This window comes from Polaromonas sp., from assembly GCF_041689105.1.
Classification (GTDB): Bacteria; Pseudomonadota; Gammaproteobacteria; order Burkholderiales; family Burkholderiaceae_C; genus Polaromonas.
Genome location: NZ_JBDNGU010000093.1, coordinates 1 through 23,370, shown reverse-complemented (window position 1 = coordinate 23,370; position 23,370 = coordinate 1). Strand labels below are relative to the sequence as shown.

At 60.6% G+C, this 23,370-nt stretch carries 19 protein-coding genes and 1 pseudogene; 17 read left to right on the top strand and 3 right to left on the bottom strand.

Annotated elements, in window-relative coordinates; all coding sequences use genetic code 11:
- The first annotated feature begins 34 nt into the window (after window positions 1–34).
- From ACESMT_RS09755 to ACESMT_RS09740, 4 genes are all read left to right on the top strand, one after another.
- A complete protein-coding gene (locus ACESMT_RS09755; protein ID WP_372826383.1) occupies window positions 35–2,245 on the top strand; it encodes a cytochrome c biogenesis protein ResB in 2,211 nt (736 codons plus the stop codon).
- Entirely contained in the window at window positions 2,242–3,591 is a 1,350-nt protein-coding gene (ccsB, locus tag ACESMT_RS09750) for a c-type cytochrome biogenesis protein CcsB (RefSeq protein WP_372826382.1), read from the top strand. The genes ACESMT_RS09755 and ccsB overlap by 4 nt, the downstream gene beginning before the upstream one ends.
- 79 nt (window positions 3,592–3,670) lie before the next feature.
- Window positions 3,671–4,669 carry a protein-methionine-sulfoxide reductase catalytic subunit MsrP gene (gene msrP, locus ACESMT_RS09745; protein ID WP_372826381.1) on the top strand — a complete coding sequence of 333 codons (999 nt, stop codon included), beginning with the start codon at window positions 3,671–3,673 and terminating at the stop codon, window positions 4,667–4,669.
- Window positions 4,670–5,323: a sulfite oxidase heme-binding subunit YedZ gene (locus ACESMT_RS09740; RefSeq protein ID WP_372826380.1), complete on the top strand. Its 654-nt coding sequence runs from the start codon at window positions 4,670–4,672 to the stop codon at window positions 5,321–5,323.
- Window positions 5,324–5,327: 4 nt separating this feature from the next.
- Here ACESMT_RS09740 and lysA read toward each other — a convergent pair whose 3' ends face one another.
- Together lysA and ACESMT_RS09730 are read right to left on the bottom strand one after the other, a co-directional pair.
- Window positions 5,328–6,647: a diaminopimelate decarboxylase gene (gene lysA / locus ACESMT_RS09735; RefSeq protein ID WP_372826379.1), complete on the bottom strand. Its 1,320-nt coding sequence runs from the start codon at window positions 6,645–6,647 to the stop codon at window positions 5,328–5,330.
- Complete coding sequence (locus tag ACESMT_RS09730; protein WP_372826378.1) at window positions 6,644–6,919, bottom strand: lipoprotein; 276 nt, start codon at window positions 6,917–6,919, stop codon at window positions 6,644–6,646. Before ACESMT_RS09730 ends, lysA begins: the two co-directional genes overlap by 4 nt.
- A 12-nt stretch (window positions 6,920–6,931) precedes the next feature.
- Between ACESMT_RS09730 and cyaY the strand changes: the two genes are divergently transcribed.
- On the top strand, window positions 6,932–7,267 hold the full coding sequence (cyaY, locus tag ACESMT_RS09725; RefSeq protein ID WP_372826377.1) for an iron donor protein CyaY: 336 nt from the start codon (window positions 6,932–6,934) through the stop codon (window positions 7,265–7,267).
- A 9-nt stretch (window positions 7,268–7,276) separates the two neighbouring features.
- Here the strand turns inward: cyaY and ACESMT_RS09720 are convergent, their stop codons facing one another.
- Entirely contained in the window at window positions 7,277–9,703 is a 2,427-nt protein-coding gene (locus ACESMT_RS09720; RefSeq protein WP_372826376.1) for a penicillin-binding protein 1A, read from the bottom strand.
- A 271-nt stretch (window positions 9,704–9,974) separates the two neighbouring features.
- Here ACESMT_RS09720 and ACESMT_RS09715 point away from each other — a divergent pair, with 271 nt between their 5' ends.
- From ACESMT_RS09715 to ACESMT_RS09660, 12 genes and pseudogenes are all read left to right on the top strand, one after another.
- Window positions 9,975–11,054 (top strand): pilus assembly protein PilM, encoded by a 1,080-nt coding sequence (locus tag ACESMT_RS09715; RefSeq protein WP_372826375.1) that lies wholly within the window; start codon window positions 9,975–9,977, stop codon window positions 11,052–11,054.
- The gene (locus ACESMT_RS09710) at window positions 11,051–11,680 is read left to right on the top strand and encodes a PilN domain-containing protein (RefSeq protein ID WP_372826374.1); all 630 of its coding nucleotides are present in this window, start codon (window positions 11,051–11,053) and stop codon (window positions 11,678–11,680) included. The genes ACESMT_RS09715 and ACESMT_RS09710 overlap by 4 nt, the downstream gene beginning before the upstream one ends.
- 27 nt (window positions 11,681–11,707) lie before the next feature.
- Window positions 11,708–12,376: a type 4a pilus biogenesis protein PilO gene (locus ACESMT_RS09705; protein WP_372826373.1), complete on the top strand. Its 669-nt coding sequence runs from the start codon at window positions 11,708–11,710 to the stop codon at window positions 12,374–12,376.
- Complete coding sequence (locus tag ACESMT_RS09700; RefSeq protein ID WP_372826372.1) at window positions 12,373–12,933, top strand: pilus assembly protein PilP; 561 nt, start codon at window positions 12,373–12,375, stop codon at window positions 12,931–12,933. The genes ACESMT_RS09705 and ACESMT_RS09700 overlap by 4 nt, the downstream gene beginning before the upstream one ends.
- 29 nt (window positions 12,934–12,962) lie before the next feature.
- Entirely contained in the window at window positions 12,963–15,077 is a 2,115-nt protein-coding gene (pilQ, locus tag ACESMT_RS09695; RefSeq protein WP_372826390.1) for a type IV pilus secretin PilQ, read from the top strand.
- Window positions 15,078–15,240: 163 nt separating this feature from the next.
- A complete protein-coding gene (locus ACESMT_RS09690; protein ID WP_372826371.1) occupies window positions 15,241–15,789 on the top strand; it encodes a shikimate kinase in 549 nt (182 codons plus the stop codon).
- An 82-nt stretch (window positions 15,790–15,871) separates the two neighbouring features.
- On the top strand, window positions 15,872–16,987 hold the full coding sequence (gene aroB, locus ACESMT_RS09685) for a 3-dehydroquinate synthase (protein WP_372826370.1): 1,116 nt from the start codon (window positions 15,872–15,874) through the stop codon (window positions 16,985–16,987).
- 78 nt (window positions 16,988–17,065) lie between these two features.
- Window positions 17,066–18,277, top strand: coding sequence for a deoxyguanosinetriphosphate triphosphohydrolase (locus ACESMT_RS09680; RefSeq protein WP_372826369.1), 1,212 nt, complete (start codon window positions 17,066–17,068; stop codon window positions 18,275–18,277).
- Entirely contained in the window at window positions 18,274–19,524 is a 1,251-nt protein-coding gene (locus ACESMT_RS09675) for a CynX/NimT family MFS transporter (RefSeq protein WP_372826368.1), read from the top strand. Before ACESMT_RS09680 ends, ACESMT_RS09675 begins: the two co-directional genes overlap by 4 nt.
- Window positions 19,525–19,674: 150 nt before the next feature.
- Window positions 19,675–20,823: an ABC transporter substrate-binding protein gene (locus ACESMT_RS09670; RefSeq protein WP_372826367.1), complete on the top strand. Its 1,149-nt coding sequence runs from the start codon at window positions 19,675–19,677 to the stop codon at window positions 20,821–20,823.
- A gap of 60 nt (window positions 20,824–20,883) precedes the next feature.
- A complete protein-coding gene (locus ACESMT_RS09665) occupies window positions 20,884–21,585 on the top strand; it encodes a transposase (RefSeq protein WP_372826366.1) in 702 nt (233 codons plus the stop codon).
- 236 nt (window positions 21,586–21,821) lie between these two features.
- Window positions 21,822–23,370, top strand: a pseudogene (locus ACESMT_RS09660) (glutamate synthase subunit alpha); the annotation flags it as partial.

Genomic DNA, 23,370 nt, shown 5'->3' with positions numbered 1-23,370 from the left:
TATTGCAGCTCACCCTGCCCATTGCCCCACACGCATGACAGTTTCCACCCACGGCCTGCGGCTGAAGTCCGGCTCCCACGCACTGCGCTCCGGCGTGGAACTGCTGTCGTCGATGCGGTTTTCCATCTCGCTGCTGACGGTCATCTGCATTGCCTCGGTGATCGGGACGGTGCTCAAGCAGCAGGAGCCGCTGTCCAACTACGTGAACCAGTTTGGCCCGTTCTGGGCGCAGGTGTTCGGCGCTGTCAACCTCAACACCGTGTACAGCGCCTGGTGGTTCATGCTGATTCTGGCCTTTTTGGTGGTCTCCACCTCGCTGTGTATCGCCCGCAACACCCCCAAGATACTGGCCGACTGGAACCAGCTCAAGGAAAATGTCCGCGAGCAAAGCCTCAAGGCCTTCAGCCACCGCGCAGAAGAGGGCCTGGGCGAAAGCCCGGAAATCGCCGCCCGGCGCATCGGGCAAACGTTGGTGCAGGGCGGCTGGAAGGTCAAGCTGCAACAGCGGGACGCAGCCGGCGGCACCGGCTGGATGGTCGCGGCCAAGGCTGGCGCTGCCAACAAGCTGGGCTACATAGCCGCGCACAGCGCCATTGTGCTGGTCTGCATCGGCGGCCTGCTTGATGGCGACCTGATGGTGCGGGCACAAATGTGGCTCAACGACAAGTCCATCTACACCGGTGGCGGGTTGATTGCCGACGTGCCGGCCCGGCACCGACTGGGCGAGGGCAATCCGACCTTCCGGGCCAACCTGCTGGTGGCCGAGGGCACACAATCGAGCACGGCCATCCTGAACCAGCCCGGCGGCGTTTTGCTGCAGGACCTGCCTTTTTCGGTGGAGCTCAAAAAATTCATCGTCGAGTATTACTCGACCGGCATGCCCAAGCTGTTTGCCAGCGAGATCGTGATCCACGACCGGGAAACTGGCGAAAAGACACCGGCCCGCGTCGAGGTCAACCACCCGGCGCACTACAAGGGTATCGAGATTTACCAGTCCAGTTTTGATGACGGCGGCTCCAGTGTCACGCTCAAGGCGGTGCCCATGGCTGTGGGTGCCCAGCCATCGAGCAAGCTGTTTGAAATACAGGGCACGATTGGCGGCTCCAGCAGCCTGACCAATGGCCAGGGGGAGGACGCTCAAAAAATGACGCTCGAATACACCGCGCTGCGTGTCATCAACGTGGAAAATTTCAGCGGGTCGGGCAATTTGGGCAGCTCCGGCGCGGACGTGCGCAAGGTCGACTTGCGCCAGTCCATCGACGCACGCATGGGCGCGGCCAACAAGACCAAAGAGCAAAAAGAGCTGCGCAACGTCGGCCCCAGCCTGACCTACAAGCTGCGAGATGCCGCAGGCCAGGCGCGCGAGTTCCACAACTACATGCTGCCCGTGAAAATGGACAGCGACGAGTTCACGCCCGCGCTGTTTTTGCTGGGTGTACGCGAAACACCTGCCCAGCCCTTCCAGTACCTGCGCATCCCTGCCGACGAGCAGGGCAGCATGGAGGGCTTTTTGCGGCTGCGCCGCGCGCTGGCCGATCCGGCGCAGCGCGAGCGGGCGGTCCAGCGTTATGTGAAACAGGCCGTTGCCGCGGACCGGGCCGATCTGGCGCAGCAGCTGGCGGCGTCGGCCTCGCGGGCGGTGGCACTGTTTGCCGGGCCGGACCAGACGGGCGCGGCGGGTCAGGCCAAAACGCCGGCGGGCCTGCAGGCCATTTCAGACTTCATGGAGGCCAATGTGCCGGAAGCCGAACGCGACCGAGCCGGCGAGGTGCTGGTGCGTATTCTCAACGGCGTGCTGTTTGAGCTGGCGCAACTCACACGCGAGCAAAACGGCCTGAAGCCGTTACCGGTGGACGAGCGAACCCAGGCCTGGATGGCCCAGACCGTGTTGTCGCTGAGCGATGCCCACCATTACCCGGCGCCCATGACCTTTGAACTCAAGGACTTCACGCAGGTGCAGGCCAGCGTGTTCCAGGTCACGCGAACCCCCGGAAAAAACATTGTCTACCTGGGCTGCGCGCTGCTGATTCTCGGCATTTTTGCCATGTTGTATGTGCGCGAGCGCCGCCTCTGGGTCTGGCTGGCGCCGGCCGCAAGTCCCGGCGACGGCGTTGCTGATGAAAAAGGGCCAGAATCGGGCAGCGGCAGCCGCGCGACCATGGCGATGTCGGTGAATCGCCAGACCCTGGAAGGCGACAAGGAATTCGAGATGCTGAAGACCAAACTTTTACAGGTGCCCCTATGAACACCACCACAACATTGAGCTCGCGCGGGACCGACGCGACAACCATCAGCCTGCACGAAGGCTATTTTGCAAAACGCAATCTGACGGACTGGATTTTTGCAGCGCTGGTGCTTGCTGGCGGCCTGTTCGCCTTTGCCCGATACCACGGCTTCATGGACGTGTACGAAAAAGGCATTTTGCTGGGCGCCATTCCGGCCGCCATTGCAATGGGCTGGTTCTGGCGACCGCTGCGGGTGCTGATGGCGGCGGTGGCGGTGTTCTCCCTGCTGGGCATCATGTCCTACCAGGGGGACCTGGCGCAGGCCGAACAGGTGTTCTGGCTCAAATACTTTTTGTCCAGCCAGTCGGCCATTCTGTGGATGAGTGTGCTGTTTTTCATGAGCACGACGTTTTACTGGGTGGGCATGTTTGCCCGGGGGCAGAGCGACACCATGGAAGCCCTGGGCTCCCGGATCGCCTGGGTGGCCGTAGGCATGGCGCTGGTGGGCACCATGGTGCGCTGGTACGAGAGTTATCTCATTGGCCCCGACGTCGGGCATATTCCGGTGAGCAACCTTTATGAAGTGTTCGTGCTGTTTTGCTGGATGACTGCGGCTTTTTACCTGTACTTCGAAGCGCACTACAAGACCCGTGCCTTGGGAGCCTTCGTGATGCTGGTGGTCAGTGCCGCCGTGGGTTTTTTGCTCTGGTACACCGTGGTGCGCGAGGCGCATGAGATTCAGCCGCTGGTGCCAGCCCTCAAAAGCTGGTGGATGAAGGTGCATGTGCCGGCCAACTTCGTCGGTTACGGCATGTTCTCGTTGGCGGCGATGGTTGCGCTGGCCTACCTGATCAAGCAGCAGGCGGCGGAGACCCGCTGGTACAAACTCACGCCCCTGTGGCTGCTTGGCGTGGTGCTGTGTTTTGTGCCGATTGTTTTCCGCAAATCAGCCGAGGTCGGCGGCAGCAACTACTGGCTCGGTTATCTGCTGGTGTCGGGACTGATTGCCGCCGCCATTTTGTTGGGCCGCAAGCGAATTGCCGCGCGGTTGCCTGGCTTCGAAGTGCTTGACGACGTGATGTACAAGGCTATCGCCGTCGGTTTTGCGTTTTTCACCATAGCCACCGTACTCGGCGCCTTGTGGGCGGCCGAGGCCTGGGGCGGCTACTGGAGCTGGGACCCGAAGGAGACCTGGGCGTTGATCGTGTGGCTCAATTACGCTGCCTGGCTGCACATGCGGCTGGTCAAGGGCCTGCGCGGCACTGTGGCGTCCTGGTGGGCACTGGTGGGGCTGGCGGTGACCACCTTCGCTTTCCTTGGCGTGAACATGTTCCTGTCGGGCCTGCACAGTTACGGAACCTTGTAACGCGTATCTGAATCCTCGTAAGGAGTGGCTGCGTATACAGACAAACTGTTATCCACCCCAACGACTGCAAGGAAGCAAGATGCTGATCAAGACCTCACACAACGGTTTCATTCACCCGGTTTCGAGCGAGATCACGCCGCAAGGCGTTTACCAGCAGCGCCGTGACCTGATCAGGCTGATGGCTGGCGGCGCGGCCGGTGCGGCCCTGGCTGGCTGGGCCGGTCGCGAGGCGCTGGCGCAGGGCGTGACCAAGCCGGGTAAGCTGGCGGCCCTGCCAGGCGCCAAATCAGGCGTGGCTGGTGCGGTGACCATGGAAAAAGTCACCGACTACAAGGACGCCACGACCTACAACAACTTCTATGAGTTTGGCACTGACAAGTCGGACCCGGCCAAAAACGCCCACACCCTGGTGACCAAACCCTGGACTGTGGCGGTGGAAGGTCTGGTCAAGCAGCCAAAAACGTATGCGATCGAGGACCTGATCAAGCTCAGCGCACAGGAAGAGCGGATATACCGCCTGCGCTGCGTTGAGGGCTGGTCCATGGTGATTCCCTGGGTTGGGTATTCGCTGGCCGAACTGATCAAAAAAGTCGAGCCGCTGGGCAACGCCAAATACGTCGAGTTCATCACCCAGGCCGATCCCAAGACCATGCCTTTTGTCGGTTCGCGCGTGCTGGACTGGCCTTATGTCGAGGCTTTGCGCATGGACGAGGCCATGAACCCGCTGACCTTGCTGACCTTCGGCATGTACGGCGAAGTGCTGCCCAACCAGAGCGGCGCGCCTGTGCGCCTGGTGGTCCCCTGGAAATACGGGTTCAAGAGCGGCAAGAGCATTGTCAAGATCCGCTTCACCGACAAGGAACCGCGCACGGCCTGGAACAAGGCCGCCGCCAATGAATACGGGTTTTACTCCAACGTCAACCCGACCGTGGACCACCCGCGCTGGAGCCAGGCGACTGAACGCCGCATTGGCGAGGACGGCCTGTTTGCCAAGAAGCGTAAAACCCTGATGTTCAACGGGTATGAGGCCCAGGTCGGCCAGCTGTACGCGGGCATGGATCTCAAGAAGAACTTTTAAATGAAGGCCGCCGATGCGGTGCTGATGCATCCGGCCGCCAAACCGCTGGTGTTTGCGCTGGCCCTGCTGCCTTTTGCCTGGCTGCTTTACGGCGCCTTCACCAATAATCTGGGCGCCAATCCAGCCGAGCACCTGATACGCGCGACCGGCGACTGGACCTTGCGTTTTCTGTGCATTGTGCTGGCCGTCACACCTTTACGGGTCATCAGTGGCACGCCTGCGCTGGCGCGGTTTCGGCGCATGCTGGGCCTGTTCACCTACTTTTATGTGTTGATTCACCTGCTCAGCTACAGCTGGTTTGACATGAGCTTCGACGTGCCCGAGATCATCGCCGACATCATCAAGCGCCCGTTCATCCTGGTCGGCTTTTCCGCTTTTTTGTTGCTGACGCCGCTGGCAGCCACATCGTTTAACGCCGCCATCAAAAAAATGGGCGTCCGGCGATGGCAGTTGCTGCACAAGCTGGTGTACCTGATCGCCGGACTGGGGCTGCTGCACTTTTTCTGGATGCGCTCCGGTAAAAACGATTTTGCCGAGGTGTTTGTGTACGTCGCCATCATTGCACTGCTGCTGGGCTGGCGTGTCTGGCAATACATGAAGAAAAAACGCATGCAGCCCACGCCGGGCGGGCGTGAGCAGCTATCAAAACAATAGTGATTTAAGCCTGCGTGACCGGAGCGGAAAACAGTTGCTCCTGCAGCATCTGGTCGGCGGCGGTTTCCCTGCGGCGAATCACATACGTGCGGGCACCATCGACCAGGATCTCGGCGGCACGCCCGCGCGTGTTGTAGTTGCTGGCCATGCTCATGCAGTACGCCCCCGCAGACAACACCGCCAGGCAGTCGCCTGCCTGCACAGCCAGCGCGCGGTCGCGGCCTATCCAGTCACCGCTTTCGCAGACCGGTCCCACCACGTCGTAAGTCGTCTGCGCCGCACCGGGCGCCGGCACCACAGGCACGATGGCGTGGAAGGCCTGGTACATGGCCGGTCGCGGCAGGTCGTTCATCGCGGCGTCGATGATGCAGAAGTTTTTCTGTTCACCGGGCTTGAGGTAAAGCACCTCCGTCAGACAGAGACCTGCATTGCCAACCAGCGAGCGGCCGGGTTCGATCATCAGTTTTTTCTTGCCGTAGCCGCGTGCGTCCAGCTTGCCCAGCAACAGCTTCCACAACGCGTCCGCGGCGGGCGGTGCATCCTGGTTGTAGTTGATGCCCAGGCCGCCGCCAAAGTCGATGTGGTCGATGGGAATGCCTGCGCCTTCGATGCTGGCAACCAGGTCCAGCACCCGGTCCATCGCATCCAGGTAGGGCGTGGTCTCGGTGATCTGCGAGCCAATGTGGCAGTCGATGCCTGCTACCCTCAATCCTTGCAGCGATGCCGCATGCTGGTAGATGCGCAGCGCGTCTTCATGCGCCACGCCAAATTTGTTGCCCTTCAGGCCGGTCGAGATGTAGGGGTGCGTCTTGGGGTCCACATTGGGATTGACCCGGATGCTGACTGGCGCGACCAGGCCCATGGCCAGCGCGACCTCCGACAGAACGTCCAACTCGGCCTCGCTCTCGACGTTGAAGCAGCCGATACCGGCTTGCAGGGCCTGCCGCATTTCGGCGCGAGTCTTGCCCACGCCGGAAAAAATGATTTTGCGCACGTCCCCGCCGGCCGCCAGCACGCGTTCCAGTTCACCGCCCGAGACGATGTCAAAGCCGCAGCCGGCCTGCGCAAACACCTGCAACACCCCGAGTGAGGAGTTGGCTTTCATGGCATAACAAATCTGTGCATCACGTCCCGCGAATCCTTGCTGATAGGCGGCCAGCGCGGCCAGCATGGCCGCTTTGGAATAAACAAACAGGGGCGTGCCGTGTTCGCGGGCCAGAGCCTCCAGGCTGGCCTGTTCCAGGTGCAACCGGCCTTGCCGGTAGGCGAGCTGCGGCGCACCGGGCAAGTCTGACAGCAAGGCAGGGTTGGGTGCCAGGCTCATCGTGGTGCCGAGGTCTGGGGTGCGGCAGGAGGCGGCTGCGGGATGTCGGGCGTGGCCACAGGCGCTGCGGTAGTGGCTGGTCTGGTTGGTGTGACTCCTGGCGCCGAAACCGTCTTGGGCGGCGGCGGGAAAAACAGAGGGCCTTTCTGGCCGCAGGCGCCCAGGCTGGCGGCGCCGGCCAGCGCGAGCGCCAGGGTGCAAAGGCCATGACCCGGGAAGAGATCACGTCCACGGCCTAGAATTTGGAGTCGAATGTGGAATCTTGCAAACATGATGGGATTGTAATGACGGACCTGGATTATCTGGACCATGCCGAGGCCGCGCTCGCGGCTATTGAAACCGCCTGTGACCGGATCAATGATGAGACGGATGCTGATGTCGACAACCAGCGAACGGGCGGCATGGTCACGCTGACTTTTGCCAACCGCAGCCAGATCATCATCAACCTGCAAAAACCCTTGCAGGAAATCTGGCTGGCGGCGCGTGCCGGCGGGTTTCACTACAGGCTGGTTGATGGGCGGTGGCGCGACACCAAGGACGCTGGCGAACTGTTTGCCGGGTTGTCGCGGTGTGCCAGCGAACAGTCCGGGCAGTCGCTGGTGTTCAGCCCCCTCGGCTGACCGGTTAACTCAATTTTTGAACAGATCCAGAATCCGCTTTCTTTCATCGCTGGGCGGCGGCGACTGAATCGCGGCACCGGGCGGCACTGGCTGGCCCTGGATGGGGTTGTCGGCGCCGGCGCCCGGCGCGGGCTTGTCGCCCAGCCCCACACTGCTGATTCCGGAGCCTTTGGCGTATTCGTCATAAAACCATTCGCCGCCGATGTTGACGACGCCTGCGGGCGGCGTGAATTCGGTCACCGGCACGCCCTTGAGCGCGTATTCCATGAAGTTGATCCAGATGGGCAAGCTCAGACCACCGCCGGTTTCACGGTCACCCAGCTTTTTCGGCGTGTCGTAGCCCATCCAGACCGCGGCCGTCAGTGTCGGCTGGTACCCTACAAACCAGGTGTCAATCGAGTCATTGGTCGTACCAGTCTTGCCGTACAGGTCGGGGCGCTTCAGTGTGGCCTGCGCCTTTGCGGCGGTGCCAGTGCGGGCGACTTCCTGCAGCAGGCTGGACATGATGAAGGCATTGCGCGGCTCAATGCCACGCACCGACTCGTCCAGCTTGGGCGCAGGGCTCTCGACCACGACGCGGCCTTTCTGGTCGGTGATTTTGGTGATCAGGTAGGGATTCACGCGGTAGCCACCATTAGCGAACACCGAATAACCAATGGCCATCTGCAAGGGGGTCACCGAACCGGCGCCCAGCGCCATGGTCAGGTAGGCCGGGTGCTTTTCGGCGTCGAAACCGAAATGGGTGATCCACTCCTGGGCTTTTTTGGCGCCGACGGCCTGCAGCACCCGAATGGAAATCATGTTCTTGGATTTGGCCAGGCCGCGTCGCAGGCTCATGGGGCCGTCAAACGTGCCGTCGTAATTCTTGGGTTCCCAGGGTTGCCCGCCCGTGACGCCAGCGTCGAAGAACAGCGGTGCGTCGTTGACGACCGTTGCGGGCGTGAAGCCCTTTTCCAGGGCCGCCGAGTAAATAAAGGGTTTGAAGCTGGAGCCAGGCTGGCGCCAAGCCTGCGTCACGTGGTTGAACTTGTTCTTCTCGTAGTCAAAACCGCCGACCAGCGCCCGGATCGCGCCATTGCGCGGGTCGAGGGCGACAAAAGCGCCTTCGACCTCGGGCAACTGCGTGATTTCCCAGGTGTTTTTCGGCGTCCTGGTGACGCGGATCAGGGCGCCAGGGCGGATCCTGATGTTGGGCGCCGCCTTGTCGGACAGGCCGGACTGCGCGGGCTTCAGGCCATCGCCGGTGATTTCAATGGTTTCGCTGTTCTGGCGAACCGCAACAATTTTCTTCGGGCTGGCTTCGAGCACGATGGCGGACATCACGTCGTCGTTATCCGGACTGTCCGCCAAGGCATCGTCGATAGCGTCTTCGGCTTCCTGTGGATTTTTTGACAGTTCAATAAATTTTTCAGGCCCGCGGTAAATTTGCCGCCGCTCATAGTCCATGATGCCCTTGCGCAGTGCTTTGTAGGCCACGGTTTGGTCGGCAGCGCGCAGGGTTGTGAAAACATTGAGGCCCCGGGTATAGGTCTCGTCGCCGTACTGGCTGAAAACCAGCTGCCGCACTGTTTCGGCCACAAACTCGGCGTGCACCCGTCCTGTGTCCGGTCCGGACCTGACCTTGAGTTGTTCGGCCTTGGCCAGCTCCGCCTGCGCTGGCGTGATGAAGCCGTTGTCCTGCATGCGTTCGATGATGTGGAGTTGGCGCGCTTTGGCCCGCTTGGGATTGCTGACCGGGTTGTAGGCGGACGGCGCTTTGGGCAGGCCCGCCAGCATGGCCGCTTCAGCGATGCTGACGTCCTTGAGCGGTTTGCCGAAATAGGTCTCCGAGGCTGCCGCGAAACCATAGGCCCGTTGCCCCAGAAATATCTGGTTCATATAAATCTCGAGAATCTGGTCCTTGCTGAGCAGGTGCTCCAGCTTGAATGTCAGCAGCATTTCGTAGATCTTGCGGGTGTAGCTCTTCTCGGTGGACAGGTAGACATTGCGCGCGACCTGCATGGTGATGGTGGAGGCACCCTGGCTTTTGGCCCGGCCCATGTTGGCCAAGCCGGCGCGGATCACGCCGATATAGTCCACACCGCCGTGCGAGAAGAAACGCGCGTCCTCAATGGCCAGAACCGCGTCCTTCATGACTTTCGGGATGTCGCCGATGGGGGTCAGGTTTCGTCGCTCCTCGCCAAACTCGCCCAATAGCACGCCGTCCGATGAATAGACACGCAAAGGCAACTTGGGCCGGTAGTCCAGCAAATCAGACACATCCGGCAGGTTGGGGTAGGCCACTGACAGCGCCACGGCAACAACCATCAGCACTGAAAACACGCCCGCCAGGGCCACGCCCAGCGTCCAGGCGGCAGCCTTCAGGAGGGCCGGCAACCAGGTCAGGCGATGGACGGTAGATGAGCCGGTATCGGAGGACGGAGAGTTTGGAGGCATGGGGATTTAATGTAAGTGTGCGCCAGCATTATTAAAAGAGCCCGTTTCGGAAGGCTTCGGCGGCATTGTGGATTCCACATTTTGCATTTATTGGCGGCTGGCCGCTTTTTGACGCCAAAGCGCGGAAACTCTCCAAAAGCGTCAACTTTTGACAACGGTGATGGTAAGACAAAAACGAAAAATCCTTTGTCGCACAAGGACCTTACTGATAGCATTCAAGTGATTTCTTAAGTTTGTAGCGCTACAAGTTAGCCGTCATTTGGGGACCGTCTTGATCTCTTTGGGATCCTTATTTAGCCGTGAATCGTCCGCTTTGCTGGGTTTGGACATCAGTTCCTCCAGCGTGAAGCTGGTGGAGTTAAGCCGCGACAAGGCAGGCAACCTGGTGCTTGATCGTTGCGCGATCGAACCCCTGGAAAGGGGATGGATCACCGACGGCAATGTTGAAAAATTTGACGAAGTGGCCGAGGCGGTGCGCCGGGTGGTCAAGAAAAGCGGGACACGGACCAAAAACGTGGCCATGGCTCTGCCGGCATCAGCGGTCATCACCAAAAAAATCATTCTTCCCGGCGGCCTGAGCGAGCAGGAGCTTGAAATCCAGGTTGAGGCCGAGGCCAACCAGTACATCCCTTTTTCCCTTGACGAAGTCAGTCTGGATTTTTGCGTTGTGGGGCCCAGTGCCACTTCAGTTGGTGACGTGGAAGTATTGATTGCCGCGTCACGCAAGGAAAAGGTCAGTGACCGGCAGGGGCTTGCTGAAGCGGCTGGTCTCAAGCCGGTGGTCGTTGATGTGGAGTCCTATGCATCACGTCTGGCAACAGCCCGGCTGATAGAGAACCTCCCCAACAAGGGGCTGGACACCATGGTGGCACTGTTTGAGCTGGGCGCCCTGACGACCAGCATGCAGGTCATCAAGAACGACGAAGTGCTGTACGAGCGTGACCAGGCGTTCGGCGGCGCCCAGTTGACCCAGCTGATCATTCGCCAGTACGGGTTTTCTCCCGAGGAAGCAGAAAGCAAGAAACGCAGTGGTGACCTGCCCGACGACTATGGCAACAACGTGCTCAAGCCATTTGTCGACAGCATGGCGCAGGAAATCGGCAGGGCCCTGCAGTTCTTTTTCACCAGCACCCCGCACAACAAGGTGGATCAAGTGATGCTGGCCGGAGGCTCGTCGGCCCTGCCTGGGTTGACGGACGCGGTGACGCAGCAAACATCATTCGCCTGCATGGTGGCTAATCCTTTTGAAGGGATGACGCTGGGCAGCAATGTCCGGGAAAACAAGATGAAGCGTGAAGCAGCGTCTTACCTCACCTCCTGTGGGCTTGCCTTGCGGAGGTTTTTCCAGTGATTCTGGTCAATTTGCTTCCCCATCGTGAAGCTGCGCGCAAGCGCAGGCGTGAGGCCTTTTTTGTTGCACTGGGTATTGCCGCCCTGGCGGGTGGCCTCATCTGCGGCGCTGTGTTCTCCTGGTACCAGGCCCAGATTTCGGGGCAGCAGGGGAGAAACACCTTCCTCAAATCGGAAATCACCCGGCTTGAAAACCAGATCAAGGAGATTGCAGGCCTGCAGCAGGAGATCGCCGCGCTGCGCGCCCGCCAGAATGCAGTTGAAGACTTGCAGGGCAACCGGAATCTGCCGGTCTATCTGCTTGATGAGTTGGTGAAGCAACTGCCCGACGGTGTCTACCTCACCGGCATGAAGCAGGACAATCAGGTGGTTTTGCTGAACGGCGTTGCCCAATCCAATGAGCGGGTCTCCGAACTGTTGCGTAACTTGAGCAACAACAGCCCATGGCTCACCCGCCCCGAGTTGATTGAAATCACTGGCAAGGCGCTCGCTCTTAGCGCTCGCGATCAGCGGCGTGTTTCCAATTTTTCCATGCGGGTGGCGCTCAAGCGCGCGACTGATGTGCAGAAAGCGTCAGCGGCTCCCGTCAAAGCGGCGCCTGCAAAACCCGCTGCGGGTAAAAGTTGACGGCATGGATACGAACAGGCATTGAATATGGCTAAAGTCAACCTAAACCTTGCTGCCATCCCGGATGGTTTGAAGGCGCAATTTGCCGGCCTCAATCCGAACGACCCTCCCTCATGGCCGGCGCTTCCGCGTTATCTTCTTTGCCTATTCGTGACCGTTGCAGTCGTGGCCGCATTGTGGTTTGTCTGGCTCAGTGCCTCCGATGAGGAATTGAAAGCCGAGCAGGCCAAGGAACTGCAGCTTCGCGAAGACTTCACCAAAAAGCTGGCACAGGCTGTCAATCTCGAGGCACTGAAAAAGCAGCGTGAGCAGGTTCAGCAATATGTGACACAGCTCGAAAAGCAGCTGCCGAGCAAGGCCGAAATGGATGCCCTGTTGTCTGATATCAACCAGGCCGGCCTGGGCCGCAGCCTGCAGTTTGAGCTGTTCAGGCCAGGGCAGGTGAGCGTCAAGGACTATTACGCAGAGTTGCCGATTGCGATCAAGGTCACGGGCCGTTACCACGATATCGGCGCCTTTGCGGCAGACATTGCCAACCTTTCGCGCATTGTGACCTTGAACAATATCGCGATTTCCCCGGTCAAGGACGGCATGATGAGCATGGACAGCACCGCCAAGACCTTCCGTTACCTCGATACCGAAGAGGTTGCCTCGCAGCAAAAAGCGGCTTCTACCGCCAAAGGGCCCAAAAAATGAGGCGGGCGTGGACCAGAGAACTGGTGGTTCCGGTGTTCGTGTTGAGCGCATGTTTGGGGCTCGCCGCCTGCAGTTCCTCAGAGCATGAGGAATTGCAGCAGTGGATGAGTGAGCAGCGCAGCCAGACCCGGCCCAAGATCCAACCCATCTCCGAGCCGACCAAGTTTTCGCCGCAAGCCTATACGCAGGAAGGGGCGATTGAGCCTTTCAGCAATCAGAAACTCTTGCAGGCACTCAAGCGTGACTCCAGCCAGGCAAGCTCCAACGCCGGGTTGATCGCACCTGAGCTGAACCGTCGCAAGGAGCCATTGGAAGCCGTGCCGCTGGATACGGTGGCCATGGTCGGCAGCCTCATCAAGCAGGGGCAGCCGGTTGCCTTGGTGCGGGTGGACAATTTGCTTTATCAGGTACGGATTGGCAATTATTTGGGCCAAAACTACGGCCGCATCACAAAGATATCCGAGACCGAGCTGGCCCTGCGTGAAATCGTGCAGGACGCCGCAGGGGAGTGGACCGAGCGGATGGTGAACATACAGCTTCAAGAGGGATCAAAATGAACAAGAACGCATGTGCGATGAGCGCGGGCATGTTGCGGGGGGCGTGGGTTCAGGCATCAGTCCGCACAGCTGTCGGCGCAGCGATGCTGGCAGCCTCCCTGTCGACTGCGCTCTGGGCGCAGGCCCCCAACGCCATAGAGTCCGTGACAGGTTCGGTTCAAGGCGGCACGGAAGTGGTCCGCATCGACCTCAAAGAGGCCTTGACTGTGGTTCCCACCGGGTTCACGATTCAGACGCCCGCCCGGATTGCCCTGGATTTTCCCGGGGTCAGCAATTCCATGGGCCGCTCAGCGGTCGAGCTGAACCTGGGCAACCTGCGCTCCGCCAATGTGGTGCAGGCCGGCGAGAGAACCCGTGTTGTGCTGAATCTCAAGGCGTCCACGGCTTACAGCGCTCAAATTCAGGGCAAATCCTTGTTGATCGCTCTGACACCAGTGGCCGTCGCAGCGCCCTCAGCCGTAGTTGCCCCGGTCTTTGCCGAAAACCGTAACCGCGACACCTTGCCTCTGAAAGATATTGACTTTCGGCGGGGCACCGATGCCTCGGGCCGCATTGTGGTTGATCTGGCCAATAACCAGGTCGGGGTGGATATCCGGCAACAGGGTCAAACCCTGGTCGTTGAATTCCTGAAGACCGCCTTGCCAGAGGGCCTGCGCCGTCGTCTGGATGTGTCGGATTTTGGTACGCCTGTCCAGACCGTGACAACCTCCCAGTTCGGCGACAAGGTTCGCATGGTGGTGGAGCCCAAGGGCCAGTGGGAGCACAGCGCCTACCAGAGCGATAACCAGTTTGTTCTGGAAGTCCGTCAGCAGAAAGTGGACGAATCCAAGTTGTCTCAGGGGCCAGGGTACACGGGTGAAAAACTGTCTCTGAATTTCCAGAATATTGAAACCCGCTCGCTGCTGCAGGTCATCGCCGACTTCACCAACTTCAATATCGTCACCTCCGACAGCGTGACGGGTGCGGTGACCTTGCGTTTGAAGGATGTGCCCTGGGATCAGGCGCTGGACATCATTCTCCAGGCCAAGGGACTGGGAATGCGTAAGACGGGCAATGTGTTGCTGATTGCACCCAAGGACGAACTCGCCGCCAAGGACAAGCTCGATCTTGAGTCGAGAAACGCAATCCAAAGTCTGGAGCAGGTTCGCACGCAGGATTTCAAGTTGAACTATGCGAAGGCTGAGGAGGTCGCCAAGGGGTTGTTGGGCACCGGGGCTGCCGGCGCTACCAAAATATTGTCGGTTCGCGGCAGTGTCATCTCTGAAACCCGCACGAATCAGTTGTTCGTGACGGACATCCCATCCAAGCTTGAGCAGGTCCAGAGCCTGATCGCCAAGCTGGATATTCCTGTGCGACAGGTGTTGATCGAGGCGCGGATTGTGGAGGCGTCGGATACCTTTGGAAAATCCCTGGGTGTGAGGCTGGGCGGCCGCCCCTTCACTTTAAATGGCAGCCAGAATACACAGTTCGGCGCGACGTACATCACACCGAATATTCCGGCGGGTACTGCCCCCCAACTGGGGACAAACTTTGGAACGACTGCAGGTGATTTCGTCAATTTACCCGGGGTTGGCCAAAATGGTTTTCCCGCAGCAACTTTTGCGATTTCACTGTTTAATTCCTCGCTGACCAGACTGTTGAATCTTGAAATTTCGGCGATGGAAGCCGATGGCAAAGGCAAGATTGTGTCCAGCCCGCGTATAGTGACTGCTGACCAGGTCAAGGCGCTGATTGAACAGGGCACAGAGCTGCCGTACCAGCAAGCGACCTCCAGTGGCGCAACTTCGATTGCGTTTCGCAAGGCCAACCTGAAACTGGAAGTGACCCCGCAAATCACGCCCGAGGGCAACATCATCCTGAATGTTGATGTCAACAAGGACAGTGTCGGTCGTGCTACGGCCAATGGTTTTGCCATCGACACCAAACACATCCAGACCCAGGTACTGGTCGAAAACGGTGGCACGGTGGTTATTGGGGGTATTTTTGAGCAGACCGAGCGTGAGGACGAAACCAAGGTCCCCCTGCTGGGTGATATCCCTGGGGTAGGCAACTTGTTCAAAACCAGGACACGAACCGCCAACAAATCAGAACTGCTGGTCTTTATTTCCCCCAAAATGATCAGCAACGGCGCTGCTCTGCGCTAAGCGCTGCAGCGCTCTTCAGCCTGGAGCCAACGCAGGCCAGGGCTGCGTAAAAACCCGCTAGCCTGCGGCCTGTGTGTTGCCTTGGAAATGTCAAGGTCACGCGCCAGACAGATAGGTGGCCCGGCCGACCTCTTAAATGCTCAATCCTGACATGGGTGCCCCTTTGAATTTTCCTCCCCATGTCGCCTTCGTCGGCCTTCCAGGCTCCGGAAAATCCACCGTCGGGCGCCAGCTCGCGCGCCGCCTGAACTGGGCATTTCTGGATACCGACCATGTCATCGAAAAGCGTATTGGCCTGTCCATCCGTGAGTTTTTCGAGCGGGAAGGCGAAGAAGCTTTTCGCGACCTTGAGCAAGTGGTCATTGATGAATTGACGCTGGGCGAGCCCTGTGTCCTGTCCACGGGGGGCGGCGCTGTGCTGCGGTCGGCCAACCGCGAGCACCTGCAGCAGCGAAGTTACGCGGTGTACCTGCACTCGTCGCCGGAAGGCGTTTTTCGCCGGCTGCGCCGTGACCAGAACCGCCCGCTGTTGCAGGTGGCTGATCCACTGACCCGTTTGCGCGACCTGTATGCGCTGCGCGACCCCCTGTACCGTGAGAGTGCGCGGTTTGTCATCGAGACCGGACGTCCTTCCGTTTCGGCGCTGGTTCACCTGATCGTCAAGCAGCTTGAAATATCCGGGCTGGTACCGGGTCCGGGTCCAGAAAACTGACGCCAGGCGCTTCCAGGCCAGCATATCGAGAGGCGGGGGTCTTTCCGCCAAGACTCAAAGCGCAGCCTCTACACTTGGGCGCATGCAAGTAAATCCTTCTCCGGCGACGCAACAGGTGCTGATTGCCCTGGACGAGCGCAGCTACCCCATCACCATAGGCGCTGGCCTGCTGGGCGACCCAGCGACATACCAGAACCTGCCTTCGTCGAGCACGGCGTTGATTGTCTCGAACAGCACGGTGGCCCCGCTCTACGCCGCGCTACTGCAGAAAGCGCTGCGGCCGCATTACAAACGCGTCTTGCTGGTGGCCCTGCCCGATGGGGAAGCTCACAAGGACTGGGCCACATTGCAACTGATTTTTGATGCGCTACTGGAAAACGGTTGCGACCGCAAGACCGTGCTGTTTGCGCTGGGTGGCGGTGTGGTGGGTGACATGACGGGTTTTGCTGCGGCCTGTTATATGCGTGGCGTGCCTTTTGTGCAGGTGCCGACCACGCTGCTGGCGCAGGTGGATTCGTCGGTGGGCGGCAAGACGGCGATCAACCACCCGCTGGGCAAGAACATGGTGGGCGCGTTCTACCAGCCCGAGCGGGTGATCTGCGACCTGGATGTGCTGCAGAGCCTGTCGCCGCGCGAGCTGAGTGCCGGCCTCGCCGAAATCATCAAATACGGGCCGATTGCCGACATGGCCTTCCTCGGCTGGATCGAGGACAACATCGACGCCTTGCTGGCGCGCGAGCCCGCTGCGCTGGCGTATGCGATCCGGCGCAGCTGCGAGATCAAGGCCGAGGTTGTGGGCCAGGACGAGCGCGAGACCGGCTTGCGCGCCATTCTGAATTTTGGTCACACCTTCGGCCACGCGATCGAATCGGGGCTGGGGTACGGCCAGTGGCTGCACGGAGAGGGTGTGGGTTGCGGCATGGTGATGGCCGCGCGCCTGTCTGAGGCCTTGGGCCTGGTCGATGAGGCCTTTGTCCACCGCCTGCGTACGCTGATACAGCGCGCCGGGCTTCCGGTCATTGGCCCGCGTCTGGCGCCTACCGACAGTGCCGGGCGCTACCTGCAGTTGATGCGTGTGGACAAAAAAGCCGAGGCCGGGCAAATCAGATTCGTGGTGATCGATGCGCCGGGCAGCGCTACCGTTCGCAGTGCGCCGGATGCCCTGGTGCGCGAAGTGATTGACGCCTGCTGCGAGTGAGTCGGTCTGATTGCTATAAAAATGATAGCTGTTTTCGCCCGATCAGCAGGGGCTGGATGCCGATTTGATGCATAAGTCATGACGCTGCTCGCACCCTACGCCTGCGATCCCGCCGAGTCCCGCGGCCGCCGTCATCCGGAGGCTGCCGCGCCCACGCGTTCAGCCTTCCAGCGCGACCGCGACCGGATTGTGCATTCCACCGCGTTCCGGCGCCTGGTCTATAAAACCCAGGTGTTTTTGAACCACGAGGGAGACCTGTTTCGCACGCGGCTGACGCATTCGCTCGAAGTCGCCCAGCTCGGCCGGTCGATTGCCCGCACCCTGCGCCTGAACGAAGACCTGGTTGAAGCCATTGCGCTGGCCCATGACCTCGGCCACACGCCGTTTGGCCATGCCGGGCAGGACGCGCTCAACAGTTGCCTCAGGAGCCAACATCCGGGCAGCGCCGGCTTTGAGCACAACCTGCAGAGCCTGCGCGTCGTGGACACGCTGGAGGAGCGTTATCCGGACTACAACGGGTTGAACCTGTCGTTTGAAACCCGCGAGGGCATTCTCAAACACTGCTCGCGCCGCAATGCCAGGCGCATCGAGGAACGCGAGCCCGGCGGCGTGGCGCACCGTTTTCTGGCTGCGGCCGAGGGACAGCCCGCGCGGCAACCCGGCCTGGAAGCCCAGCTCGCCAACCTCGCCGACGAGATCGCCTACAACGCGCATGACATCGACGACGGTGTTCGCTCTGGCCTGCTGAGCATGGATCAGCTGGCACAGGTCGAGCTCTTCGAGCAGTACAGCCACGAAACGCTGCTGCAGTATCCCGGCCTGCAGGGGCGCCGTCTGCTGTTCGAAACCATACGTCGCATGCTCAGCGCCCAGGTCTATGACGTGATGGATGCGACCGGCTCGGCCTTGCGCGCCGCCGGGGCAGGCAGCGTGCAGGCCGTGCGCGAATGCGGCCCGCTGGTGTGTTTCAGCAACCAAATGGCCGTGAAGTCCTCGTCCCTCAAGCGTTTTCTGCTACAAAATTTATACCGCCATCCGCAGGTCGTCGAGACCACGCAGACCGCGCAGCAGGTGGTGCGTGATCTGTTTGCTGCCTACATGGCCGATCCGGCAGAAATGCCACAGGCGCACACCGACCGGTTTGACCGGCTGGACACCGACACGCTTGCCGATACTGGCCACCCGGCCAAGCCTGAGCGGGTGGTGGCGGACTACATTGCCGGCATGACGGACCGTTTCGCCGCGAGAGAACATGAACGCCTGATCGGCCGTGTGGCGTTTCCCCCTTGAAGCTGCCGCACCCCGCCACGTGCGTGATTGCCGCTGGGGTAGTGGCCGCCCTGCATGTGGCCAAGCTGCCGCCTGCGCTGCCGGTGCTGCAGCAGGCCATGGGGGTGTCGCTGCTGCAGGCGGGGTTCTTGCTGTCGCTAGTGCAGCTCGCTGGCATGGTGCTGGGCCTCCCGGCTGGCTTGATGATCCAGCGCTGGGGCCCCCGCAAAAGTATGTTGGCGGGATTGTTGGTGCTCGCAGGGGCCAGTGTGATGGGGGGCTCCGCGTCGACGGCGTCCGCCTTGTTGCTGTCCCGCGCGTTGGAAGGCCTGGGTTTTCTGTGCGTGGTGCTGCCAGCGCCCGGCTTGCTGCGTGTGCTGGTGCCGCCCGCGCAGTTGAGCCGTGTGCTGGGCGGATGGGGTGCCTACATGCCGCTCGGGACCGCGCTGGCCCTGCTGGTCGGCCCGGCGGTGATGTTGCTGGCCGACACCGCTTGGGGCTGGCGCCTGTGGTGGTGGAGTCTGTCTGCTTTGGCGCTTGCGCTGGCCGCGCTGGTCCTTCTGCGTGTCCCTGCCGACGCGTCTGCGCAGGTCTTGCTGGTGAGCCCGGAAAAGCCGAGGGACGCTGGCCCCTCTCATTGGCGCGCGCTGCTGGTGCTCACTTTGCGCTCGCGTGGCGCCTGGCTGGTAGCCTTGAGCTTCGCGATGTATTCGGGTCAATGGCTGGCCGTGGTCGGATTTCTTCCGACGATTTATGCGCAAGCTGGCGCGGCACCGGGCGCTACCGCCTGGCTGACGGCGCTGGCAGCCGGTGTCAATATCATCGGTAACCTCTCCGCAGGGCGATGGCTGCACCGCGGCGCTTCGCCGGTGGCCTTGCTGGCAACGGGGTTTGCTGCCATGACACTGGGTACCCTTTTTGCCTTTGGTGTGGAGGGCCATCCCTGGATCCAGTACCTCGCGGTACTCGCTTTTTCCATGATGGGCGGGCTGATTCCGGGAACGTTGTTCAGCCTGGCGGTGCGGCTGGCGCCTGATGTGCAGGCTGTCCCCACAACCATCGGCTGGATGCAGCAATGGTCTGCGGCGGGCCAGTTTTTCGGGCCACCGCTGGTGGCCTGGGTTGCGGCACAGGCGGGCCATTGGCAATGGACCTGGATGGTCACCGGCGCGTGTTCGGTGGTCGGTCTCGTGCTCGCCCGGCAAATCCAGTTGCTCCTGAAACGCGCGTGCGTCCGGAGGCCTGGCGAATCCGGGGACCTGGCATAGCCTTATGACGTGTTGGCATCCGCAGGCCCTCCTCTGCGCCCGATAAAGATTTAATCTTGGCTTGGCGTTCAATTTGTTACAAAAAGCCGAGACTGCGTTAGTTGGGCACCCATCTTGCGTAAGTGCCCGGTATTGAAAAAAAGGTTTGTCATGAGCATCAATCGTCGTGCACTTATTGCGAGCGGGGTTTCTGCGGGCGCAGCGGTTTTCAGTCCGGCGGTCTGGTCTCAGGCCAGCAAGGGTGGCCGCAAGCTGGTCATTGGGCAATCCGTTCCGCTGACAGGCGCCGCCGACCACATCGGGCTGGCCTACCTCAATGGCGCCAAGCTCTATTTCGATGCGATCAATGCAAAAAATGGTGCAGCCGGCTACAAGATAGAGGTCAAGGCGCTCGATGACGGCTACAACCCGGCGAAAGCAGCGGCCAACGCGAAACAACTGGTGGATGACGGCGTGGATGCCTTGTTCGGTTTTGTCGGGACGGCCAGTTGTGATGCCGCCTTTGCCGTTGCGAAGGCGTCCAATACCCTGTTTTTTGCGCCTTTCGCGGCCTCCGATGCGCTGCGCGACGCGTCCGCGAGCAATGCGTTTCTCATCCGCCCTGCGCTGGCGGACGAGGCTTACAAGATGGTCCGCCATTGCGCCACGCTGAACCAGAACCGCATTGCGGTGTTCGCCGAAGACGACGCGATGGGGCGCGCCGGACTGGCGGCGGTTAATCAGGCACTGGTGGACCTCAAGTTGCCGCCGCTGGTGGCCCATGCCTTCTCCCCGGTTAACAGCGACAAGGTGGATGCCGCCGTGGCCCTGCTGGCCAAGTCCAATGCCCAGGCCATCATCCAGGTCAGCTTGTTCAACACGTCTGCCGCCTTCATCCGTGCCATGCGCAAGACAGGTTATGCCGGCCAGTTCCTGAATTTCTCGGTGGTCGGGATTGATCCGTTATTCACCGCGCTGGGCAAGGAAATTGGTGGCGTGGTGATTTCGCAAGTCGTGCCCTCGCCGCGCAGCCTGGGCACGCCCATCATCAAGGAATACCTTGATGCGCTGAACCAGACCGAGCAGAACCCGAGCTACGAAAGTGTGGAGGGCTATATCGCCGCCCGGACGTTTGCCGAGGGGGTGCGGCGCGGCGCTGCAGGTGGCAAGGTGGACCGGGCTGCACTGCAGAAGGCCTTCGAATCCGTCACGGACTACAACGTCGGCGGCTTTCGCGTCGACCTGCGCGCGAAGAAATATGAAGCCGTGCGTTTGGTCGATCTCGTCACCATCACGCCCGACGGCAAAGTGGTGCGTTAAAGCAATGTAATCGGGGACAGATAGGCTTTATGATGCGCTGGATTGCAGCGCATCATCAGCATGGCCCGTCTTCCCCGTCTCAGCCTTCCGGGTTACCCGCAGCACATCATTCAGCGCGGCAACAACCGGCAAGCCATAACCACGTCAGCGGCCGACTGCCAGACCCTTCTGGCCCTGATCGAAGAAATCGCCAGAAAATTTTCTGTCGCCATCCATGCCTACGTGCTCATGGGCAACCACTTCCATCTGCTGGCAACGCCGGAGACAGCAGAGGCCTTGCCCCAAATGATGCAGGCCATCGGCCGGCGGTATGTGCGCTACTTCAACGACAGCCACGGCCGATCCGGTACCTTGTGGGAAGGGCGCTATCGTTCCACCGTGATCCAGCCTGAGCGCCACCTGCTGGCCTGCATGGCCTACATGGACCTCAATCCGGTGCGCCATGGCCTGGCGGCCCAGGCGCGCGACTACCCCTGGTCCAGCCATGCGCACTACGCGGGGCTACGGGTGGACAGGCTGGTGACGCCACATCCCCTGTTCTGGTCGCTCGGGAACACCCCTTTTGCCCGGGAGGCCGCCTACGCAGAAATGGTGCACGAGGGCGTTACGGCTGACCAGCAGCTGGCACTGACGCAGTCCACGCTCAGTGGATGGGCGCTGGGCGATGCAGTGTTTGTGGCCGATTTGCAAACCCGTACGTCACGCCGCATCAGCCGGGCACAGGCTGGCCGGCCACCGGGTAAAACAGCCTCAGAAAAATAGTTATCTGATTCAATTGATTTTTATTTGAAATATATTGTGTCCCCAATTAATTCTCTACTTTGGCTGGAGTGAATTAATCAGAATCTGACCCCATTTATTTGTCTTGGCATTGTTGTTGCACTGCACTATGCTCTCTTCCCCAGCGACAGATTACGAATATTACGAAACATGGAAGGACAGCGTTGGTGCGCGTAGCCAATGCGCTGCTGTCCCCCCCAACCGACTAGGAGTGCGCCATGACGACGGCTGCTGAAATCAGGCATTTTGAACAAAACGGTCTTTACAGCCCGGCGAACGAGCACGACGCCTGCGGCGTTGGTTTTGTTGCGCATATCAAGGGCCACAAAAGCCATGCGATTGTTCAGCAGGGTCTGAAGATCCTGGAGAACCTGGATCATCGGGGCGCCGTCGGCGCCGACAAATTGATGGGTGATGGCGCCGGTATCCTGATCCAGCTGCCCGACGCGCTGTACCGCGAAGAAATGAGCAAGCAGGGCGTGGCCCTGCCGCCTCCCGGTGAATATGGCGTGGGTATGGTGTTTTTGCCCAAGGAGCATGCCTCGCGCCTGGCCTGCGAACAGGCCCTGGAGCGTGCCGTGCGTCTGGAGGGCCAGGTGATGCTGGGCTGGCGTGATGTGCCGGTTAACCGCGACATGCCGATGTCGCCCACCGTGCGCAAGAAGGAACCCATCCTGCGGCAGATCTTCATCGGCCGTGGCAATGACGTGATCGTGCAGGACGCGCTCGAGCGCAAGCTGTACGTGATCCGCAAAACCGCCAGCGCCGCGATCCAGCGCCTGAAACTCACCCACAGCAAAGAGTATTACGTGCCCAGCATGTCCAGCCGCACGGTGGTCTACAAGGGCTTGCTGCTGGCCGACCAGGTGGGTACCTATTACATGGACCTGACTGATCCGCGTTGTGTGTCGGCTCTGGGCCTGGTGCACCAGCGTTTTTCGACCAACACCTTCCCTGAGTGGCCGTTGGCCCATCCTTACCGTTATGTCGCCCACAACGGCGAGATCAACACCGTCAAGGGCAACTACAACTGGATGAAAGCGCGCGAAGGCGTGATGTCGTCGCCAGTGCTGGGCGCCGATCTGCAAAAGCTCTACCCGATCAGTTTTGCCGATCAGTCCGACACCGCGACTTTCGACAATTGCCTGGAACTGCTGACCATGGCCGGTTACCCGATCAGCCAGGCCGTGATGATGATGATTCCCGAGCCTTGGGAACAGCACGCCACGATGGATGAACGGCGCAAGGCTTTTTATGAATACCACGCCGCCATGCTGGAGCCATGGGACGGCCCGGCCTCCATCGTGTTCACCGACGGCCGCCAGATTGGCGCGACGCTGGACCGCAATGGCCTCAGGCCGTCCCGCTACTGCGTGACCGACGATGACCTGGTCATCATGGCGTCTGAGTCCGGCGTGCTGCCAATTCCCGAAAACAAGATCGTGCGTAAGTGGCGGCTGCAGCCCGGCAAGATGTTCCTGATCGATCTGGAGCAAGGCCGCATGATTGACGACGAAGAGATCAAGGCCACGCTGGCCCACAGCAAACCCTACAAGCAGTGGATTGAAAACCTGCGTATCCGGCTCGACGACGTGCAGGCCGCGACGGTGCCCGCGCCGACCGACGGCACGAAGATGGGATCCGACGAAGCCAGCGCCAGCTCGGCGTCAAGCTCGGGCCTGAACGAGTCACCCTCGCTGCTGGACCGCCAGCAGGCCTTCGGCTACACCCAGGAAGACATCAAGTTCCTGATGTCACCGATGGCCG